This is a genomic window from Actinospica sp., from assembly GCF_035552695.1.
GTDB lineage: Bacteria > Actinomycetota > Actinomycetes > Streptomycetales > Catenulisporaceae > Actinospica.
In genome coordinates this window covers 1-7,410 of record NZ_DASZKT010000017.1, presented here as the reverse complement: position 1 = coordinate 7,410, position 7,410 = coordinate 1, and the positions used below count along the sequence as shown (strand labels likewise).

Here is a 7,410-nt window from a genome sequence, read left to right as displayed (position 1 = left end):
CGGCGTTCGCGCGAGCGAACGCCGCGGCGAGCTTCTCGGGGTGCCGAGAGGACAGGTACAGGTAGGGGTGCGGATCCTGCGGGTCGATCACTTCGACCCGCACCGCGGTCTTCACGTAACTGCGCAGCAGCATGAACGCGCGAGGATCGGCCTCGTGCATCTGCAGTGCCCGGGCCCTGTCGGCCGACAGGGCGCTCGCCTCGCCGAGGGCGGACAACGGCAGCGTCGCCGGCCCCGCCTTCAGCTGGCCTCCGGAGAGCTCGATGCCGGCCCGGCCGTACGAGGCGACCACCCAGGCCGAGAGCAGCGTGCCGCCGACCAGTCCGGCGAGCGCCTGCCAGGGGCCGAACCACAGAAAGATGCAGGCCAGCGCTAGGCCGAAGAGGAAACTGATGAAGTACCAGGACACGGGCGCGCGCAGCTGTTCGCGGTAGCCGGGCGATTCGGCGGAAGTCATGCCTCCTAGCGTCACACACGGATGCTGAGCCTTTCGCAGGGGTGCCTGGCTTTTCAGAGTTACTCACGAGTAATATCGCTGGCATGAACGACGCCCAGGACGCCGCCGTGTACCGCGGCCCCACCGACCCGCCCGCGACCGCCGTCCTGCCCGAGCGCCACCCGGACGCCCCGCAGCCCGGCAAGGGCCTAGGCACGCACTACGCGCAGTGCTTCGGCTGCGGCGAGGATCGGCCGGAGGGCCTGCACTTGCACGTCCGGGCCGGCGAGGGCGTCTCCGTCACCGCCGAGTTCGAGGTCGCGCCGGCGCACCAGGGCGCTCCCGGGCTGATCCACGGCGGGCTGCTGGCCACGGCGTTCGACGAGGTCATGGGCGCGGTCAGCTGGATGCTGCGGATCCCGGCCGTCACCGGGCGCCTCGAGACCGACTTCCTGAAGCCGGTGCCGGTGGGCCGCGTCGTGCACTTCCGCGCCTGGTGCGCCGGCCGGGCCGGGCGGAAGCTCTACCATCGCGCCGAGGCCCGGCTGGACGGCCCCGACGGGCTGCTCGTGGCCAAGGCCGCCGCGCTGTTCGTCTCGGTGCGGTTGGAGCACTTCACCAGCAACGGCCGCTCCGAAGAGGTCCAGGCCGTGCTCGACGACCCGGAGACCTACCGTTCGCTCAAAGCGTTCGAACTCAATCCCTGATCGCGCAGCCCGGCTTCGGCGTACGGGATAGGGTGCGCCATGTGGAATTCGCACCGCGCACGGAGACGGCCGACGTCGACGTCCTGATCCGGCGGCTCGATCGGGACCTGCCGCTGCCCGCCTACGCGCTGCCCGGCGATGCCGGGGCCGACCTGCGCACCGCGGTCGACGTCGAACTCGGCCCGGGGGAGCGCGCCGTGCTGCCGACCGGGATCGCGGTGGCCATGCCGGAGGGCTACGCAGCGTTCGTACATCCGCGTTCCGGCCTCGCCGCGCGCTACGGGGTGTCGCTGGTGAACACACCGGGCACGATCGACTCGGGCTACCGCGGCGAAATCAAGATCATCGTCGTCAACCTGGACCGGAACGAGCCGGTCAAGTTCCTGCGCGGCGACCGGGTGGCCCAACTGGTCTTCCAGCGGGTCGAGCGGGCGCGCTTCGTGGAGGTGGCGGAGCTGCCGGGCAGCGAGCGCGGGGACGGGGGCCACGGCTCCACCGGCAGGTAGCTCCTTTCGCCGCCGAGAAGGGTAAACCGCGTCAGCCGGGTTATAGTCCGCGTTGAAGCGAATAACGGATGGGGAGAAGACAGCGATGTTCCGACGGCGAGGCCGCGAGTCGGCCGACGATGCCGAGCTTGGGTCCGAGGACGAGGTCGGACAGGAGCCGAAGGACGCCGCGTCGGCGCACCTCAAGACGGCCGAGGCGCCTGCCGAGCGAGCGAACGGCCCCTGGGACGAGACCGAGGTGGACAAGCCGCTCGAGGGCCGCGTGGACCTCGGCGGCCTGCTGGTCCCCGCCGTCCCCGGAATGGAAGTGCGCCTCGAGGTCTCCGAACAGCAGCAGGTGATGGCGATCACCGTGGTGCTCGGGCAGAGCGCCATCCAGCTGCAGGGCTTCGCCGCGCCGCGCTCCGAGGGCATCTGGGGCGAGGTGCGCGACGAGATCTCGGCCGAGGTGACCAAGCAGGGCGGCGTGATCGACAAGGGCGTCGGCGCCTTCGGGCCCGAGCTGCGCGCCCGGGTCCCGGTCCGGCTGCCGGACGGCAACCAGGGCGTCCAGGTGGTGCGCTTCCTCGGTGCGGACGGCCCGCGCTGGTTCCTGCGCGCGGTCATCTCCGGCCAGGCCGCGATCCAGCCGCAGGCGGCTGCCGTGGTCGAGCAGGTCTTCCGCGACGTCGTCGTGGTGCGCGGCACCCAGGCGATGGCCCCGCGCGACCCGATCCCGCTGCGGCTGCCCCCGCAGGCCATGCCCACCGACCCGGCCGCGGCCGCGGGCGAGCAGGCGCCGCCGGTCTCGCCCTACAGCGGCCAGGGCCTGAGCCCCTTCGAGCGCGGCCCGGAGATCACCGAGATCCGCTAGGACTCGCGGGACGCGAGCGTGACGGAGGATCGGTCGGCGGGCCACCCGCGCAGGCGGTACGCCGCCGACTGGTCGCCCGTTCGCCCGACAAGCACGGGTGCGCCGGGTACGATGCCAGACATGTCTGCCGAAGCCGCCGCCGTGCCCCCGCAGCCCGTGTCCCAGGGACAGGGCTCCGAGGAGCCGTCCCACGAGGAGCGGCTGGCCGCGTACGAAGCCTCCGTCTTCGCCGCGTTCGGCGGCCGGCGCGGGCTGGCCGAGACGGGCCTGCCGAGCGTCCTGTTCATCCTCGTCTACGGCATCAGCCACAACCTGACCGGCGCGATCTGGTCCGCGATCGCGGTGGCCGCCGTGCTCAGCGTGGTACGGCTGATCAAGCGGGACACGCTGCAGCACGCGCTCAGCGGCCTGGTCGGCGTGCTGGTCTGCGCGGCCGTGGCCCATTTCTCCGGGCAGGCCAAGGGTTTCTACCTGCCGGGCGTGCTGCTCAACATCGGCGAGGCGATCCTGTTCTCCGGCAGCGCCCTGCTGCGCTGGCCGATCGTGGGCGTCGTGCTCGGCCCGGTGACCGGCGAGATGATGGCCTGGCGGCAGCACCCGGCGCGGATGCGCGCGTTCACCCTCGCCACCTGGCTGCTCGCCGCGATGTTCGTGCTGCGGGTGTGCGTCGAGGTACCGCTGTACCTCTCCGGCCAGGTGGACGCGCTCGGCGTCGCCAAGATCATCCTCGGCTACCCGCTCTACCTGGGCGTCGCCTACTTCTGCTGGCAGATCATCCGCAAGGCCCCGCTGCCGCCGGTCACGGCCGCGCACAAGGCGGACGGCGAAGAAGAGGACTGAAACGAATACGGCCCCGACGCGGAGCACGCGACGGGGCCGATTCCGTTGTGTCCTAACGGTTCAGCAGGTCCTCGAGCTGCTGCTCGCGGTCCGGCGCCGCGACGAACAGCAGTTCATCGCCGCCCTCGAGCGGCTCCTCCGGCGTCGGCACCACGACGCGGCCGCCGCGCAGCACCGCGACCAGCGCGGTGTCCTCGGGCCACTCCACCTCGCCGATGCCGGTGCCGACCAGCGGCGCGTCGGCGGGCAGGGTGAGTTCGACCAGGTTGGCGTCGCCCTGACTGAAGCGCAGCACCCGCACCAGGTCGCCGACCGAGACGGCCTCCTCGACCAGCGCGGACATCAGACGCGGTGTGGAGACGGCCACATCCACGCCCCAGGCGTCGTTGAACAGCCACTCGTTCTTCGGGTGGTTGACCCGGGACACCACGCGCGGCACCCCGTACTCGGTCTTCGCGAGCAGCGAGACGACCAGGTTGGCCTTGTCGTCTCCGGTCGCGGCGATGACCACGTTGCAGCGCTGCAGCCCGGCCTCGTCCAGCGAGGCGATCTCGCAGGCGTCGGCCAGCAGCCACTCGGCGCGCGGCAGCTCGTCCACCGCGATCCGGTGCGGCTCCTTGTCCACGAGCAGTACCTCGTGGCCGTTCTCCAGCAGTTCCACGGCAATGGAGCGGCCGACGTTGCCGGCTCCGGCGATCGCGACGCGCATCAGTGCTCCGGTCCCTTCGCGAAGATCTCCTCAACCCGCGCCTGCTCGGCGAGGCGCAGCGCGACGTGTACCAGGTCGCCCTCCTGCAGCACCGTCTCGCCGTCCGGCAGCAGGCCCTTGCCGAGCCGGGTCAGCAGCGCCACCCGGATGCCGGCGACCGACTCGAGCCGGGACACCCGCTGGCCGACCCAGGCCGCGGCCACGTGCACCTCGGCGAAGGCCACGGCGCCGGACGGGTCGCGCCAGTGCTCCTCCGTGCCGCCGGGCAGCAGCCGGCGCAGCATCTGGTCGGCGGTCCAGCGCACCGTGGCCACGGTCGGGATGCCGAGCCGCTCGTAGATCTCGGCGCGCCGCGGGTCGTAGATGCGGGCGCAGACGTTCTCCACACCGAAGGTCTCCCGCGCCACCCGGGCCGCGATGATGTTCGAGTTGTCCCCGCTGGAGACGGCGGCGAAGGCGCCCGCTCCCTCGATGCCGGCGGCGATGAGCGTGTCGCGGTCGAAGCCGGTCCCGGTGACCCGGCGGCCGCGGAAGGTGCCGCCGAGGCGGCGGAAGGCCTGCGGGTCCTGGTCGATCACGGCGGCGCTGTGCCCCAGTTCCTCCATGCTCAGGGCCAGCGTGGACCCCACGCGGCCGCAGCCCATGATCACGATATGCACAGTTACCGGGTCTCCTCAGTTCTCTCGTCCGGGCGCGTGAGGGGGCGCGCGCCCGGCTCACGGTGTCGTGTCTATCATCCGCCCGTTCATCGCGTCAGTGCGGGTGCGGCGTCGGACGGCCTACCCTTGAGTGTCCGATCCCCCAGCAACAGAATCGACAACCACCGTGCCGCGCACTTCCTCGCCCCGCCCCGTTTCGCGCCCCGACGCCGGACCGTCACTCGTCGGCGAGCGCTTCGAGGCGACCGTGGAGCGGGTGGCGCACGGCGGCTTCTGCGTCGCGCGGCATGAGGGCCGGGCCGTGTTCGTCCGGCACGCGCTGCCCGGCGAGCGCGTCGTGGCACAGGTGACGGAGGGACACACGGGCGACCGCTATCTGCGCGCGGACGCGGTGGAGATCCTCGACGCCTCGCCGGATCGCGTGGAGGCGCCCTGCGAGTACGCGGCTCCCGGCCGCTGCGGCGGCTGCGACTGGCAGCACGCGACGCCCGATGCACAGCGCCGTCTCAAGGCCGCGGTCGTCGAGGAGCAGCTGTTTCGCCTGGCCGGCATCGAGCGGAAGGTCGAGGTCGAGGAGGCGCCGGGCACGCCGGACGGTCTCGGCTGGCGCACCCGCGTCCAGTTCGCGGTCGACGACGCGGGAAGGATCGGCCTGCGCAAGAGCCGGTCGCACGAAATCGTGCCGATCGAGACCTGCGCGATCGCAGCGCCGGGCGTCGAGGAGGTCGGCGCCGAGCGGCGGTCCTGGCCGGGCGTGGCCGGGGTCGAGGTGATCGCCGCGAGCGGCTCCTCGGACCGCGCCGTGGTCGTCACGCCGCTGCCGAAGCCGGACGGCCGGATGCCGATCGTCGAGATGGACGTGCCGGTCGCGGTGCTGCGCGGGGACGGCCAGGGCGGCGCCGCGCGGGTGCACGGCCGGGCCCAGGTGCGCGAAGTGGCCGCGGGCCGCACGTGGAAGGTCAGCGGCTCCGGCTTCTGGCAGGTGCACCCGGCCGCCGCCGACGTGCTCAACGAGGCCGTGCTGGAGGCCGTGGAGGCCCGGCCCGGCGAGACCGCGATGGACCTGTACTGCGGCGTCGGCCTGTTCGCCGCCGGGCTGGCCGAGGCGGTCGGCGAGGACGGCGAGGTCGTCGCCGTCGAGTCCGACAAGGGCGCGGTCGAGGACGCGCTCGTGAACCTCGAGAGCTACGACCAGGTCGTGATCGTGGAAGACCGCGTGGACAAGGCCCTCAAGGACGCGCCGGAGGGCTTCGAGGCCGAGGTCGTCGTGCTCGATCCGCCGCGATCCGGAGCGGGCAAGAAGGTCGTCGCCGGGATCGCGGAACTGCGGCCGCGGGTCGTGGCGTATGTGGCGTGCGATCCGGCGGCGCTGGCCCGGGATCTCGCGTACTTCGCCGAACAGGGTTACGAATTGGACACGCTGCGCGCGTTCGACCTGTTCCCGATGACCCATCATGTCGAATGCGTGGCGCGGCTCGTCCGCTCCGCCCGATAGGATTCCGTAACGTAGACCGCGACTGGCGCCGCGAGGTGGAACCGACCACCGTGGAACGGTCTGAATGGCAATGGCAGTGGGCACCGTGCGCCTGGGTGGCCGCCTGAGTCGAGTCCTGACCTGGAGGCACCATGCACGAGCCCGCTGTTCCGCATCTGACCGCCGCCGATCCCGAGATCGCGAATCTGGTGCAGGCGGAGGCCCAGCGCCAGCACGACAAGATCCGGATGATCGCGTCGGAGAACTACGTGTCGACGGCCGTTCTCGAGGCCACCGGCACCGTCTTCACCAACAAGTACTCCGAGGGCTACGCAGGCAAGCGCTACTACGAGGGCCAGCAGGTCGTCGATCAGCTCGAGCGCCTCGCGATCGAACGCGCCAAGTCGCTGTTCGCCGCCGAGCACGCCAATGTGCAGCCGTACTCGGGCTCGCCCGCGAACCTCGCGGTCTACCTCGCGTTCATGAACCCCGGCGACACCGTGCTGTCGATGGAACTGGCGCACGGCGGCCACCTGACCCACGGCTCGCCGGTCTCGGCCACCGGCAAGTGGTTCCGGCCCACGCACTACGGCGTGCGCAAGGAGACCGGCCGGGTCGACATGGACGACGTGCGCGAGATCGCCCTGCGCGAGCGGCCCAAGATGATCATCGCGGGCGGCACGGCCATCCCGCGCACCATCGACTTCCCGGCCTTCGCGGAGATCGCCAAGGAGGTCGGCGCGATCCTGCTGGCCGACATGGCGCACATCGCCGGCCTCGTCGCGGGCGGCGCGCACCCGACCCCGTTCGGCTACGCGGACGTCGTCTCGACGACCACGCACAAGACCCTGCGCGGCCCGCGCGGCGCGATCTTGTTCTCCACGGAGGAGCACGCGAAGGCGATCGACAAGGCCGTCTTCCCCGGCCTGCAGGGCGGTCCGCACAACCACACCACGGCGGCGATCGCGGTCGCGCTGGCCGAGGCGGCCCGGCCGGAGTTCAAGGACTACGCGGCGTCCATCGTGGCCAACGCCAAGGCTCTCGCGGACGCGCTGACCGAGCGCGGCTTCGACCTGGTCTCCGGTGGCACGGACAACCACCTGCTACTCGTCGACCTGACCAACAAGGAGGTCACCGGCAAGGTGGCCGCCAAGGCGCTGGACGCGGCCGGCATCGAGCTGAACTTCAACGCGGTGCCCTTCGACCCGCGTCGTCCGTTCGACCCC

The 7,410-nt window shown here is 71.8% G+C and carries 9 protein-coding genes and 1 riboswitch; of the genes, 6 read left to right on the top strand and 3 right to left on the bottom strand.

Translation table 11 applies throughout. The features are described 5' to 3' along the window. On the bottom strand, positions 1–457 hold a 457-nt coding region (locus VG296_RS03065; protein ID WP_325562810.1), incomplete at its 3' end, for a DUF3093 domain-containing protein. Positions 458–540: 83 nt separating this feature from the next. Between VG296_RS03065 and VG296_RS03060 the strand changes: the two genes are divergently transcribed. The 4 genes from VG296_RS03060 to VG296_RS03045 all read left to right on the top strand — a co-directional run bounded on the left by VG296_RS03060 (position 541) and on the right by VG296_RS03045 (position 3,342). Beyond that, complete coding sequence (locus VG296_RS03060; protein WP_325562808.1) at positions 541–1,143, top strand: PaaI family thioesterase; 603 nt, start codon at positions 541–543, stop codon at positions 1,141–1,143. Between the two features lie 41 nt (positions 1,144–1,184). Beyond that, positions 1,185–1,649, top strand: coding sequence for a dUTP diphosphatase (dut, locus tag VG296_RS03055; RefSeq protein ID WP_325562806.1), 465 nt, complete (start codon positions 1,185–1,187; stop codon positions 1,647–1,649). Between the two features lie 85 nt (positions 1,650–1,734). Beyond that, positions 1,735–2,502 carry a DUF3710 domain-containing protein gene (locus VG296_RS03050; protein ID WP_325562804.1) on the top strand — a complete coding sequence of 256 codons (768 nt, stop codon included), beginning with the start codon at positions 1,735–1,737 and terminating at the stop codon, positions 2,500–2,502. Positions 2,503–2,622: 120 nt separating this feature from the next. Then, a complete protein-coding gene (locus VG296_RS03045; protein ID WP_325562802.1) occupies positions 2,623–3,342 on the top strand; it encodes a DUF3159 domain-containing protein in 720 nt (239 codons plus the stop codon). A gap of 52 nt (positions 3,343–3,394) precedes the next feature. Here the strand turns inward: VG296_RS03045 and VG296_RS03040 are convergent, their stop codons facing one another. Together VG296_RS03040 and VG296_RS03035 are read right to left on the bottom strand one after the other, a co-directional pair. Next, on the bottom strand, positions 3,395–4,051 hold the full coding sequence (locus VG296_RS03040; protein ID WP_325562800.1) for a TrkA family potassium uptake protein: 657 nt from the start codon (positions 4,049–4,051) through the stop codon (positions 3,395–3,397). Beyond that, positions 4,051–4,710, bottom strand: coding sequence for a TrkA family potassium uptake protein (locus VG296_RS03035; protein WP_325562798.1), 660 nt, complete (start codon positions 4,708–4,710; stop codon positions 4,051–4,053). Before VG296_RS03035 ends, VG296_RS03040 begins: the two co-directional genes overlap by 1 nt. A 166-nt stretch (positions 4,711–4,876) precedes the next feature. On the opposite strand from VG296_RS03035, the gene VG296_RS03030 reads away from it, so the two are divergent. Next, the gene (locus VG296_RS03030; protein WP_325562796.1) at positions 4,877–6,205 is read left to right on the top strand and encodes a class I SAM-dependent RNA methyltransferase; all 1,329 of its coding nucleotides are present in this window, start codon (positions 4,877–4,879) and stop codon (positions 6,203–6,205) included. An 8-nt stretch (positions 6,206–6,213) separates the two neighbouring features. Next, positions 6,214–6,309, top strand: a riboswitch (ZMP/ZTP riboswitch). A gap of 27 nt (positions 6,310–6,336) precedes the next feature. After that, positions 6,337–7,410, top strand: a 1,074-nt coding sequence (gene glyA / locus VG296_RS03025; protein ID WP_325562794.1) for a serine hydroxymethyltransferase, incomplete at its 3' end; no start/stop codon positions are given.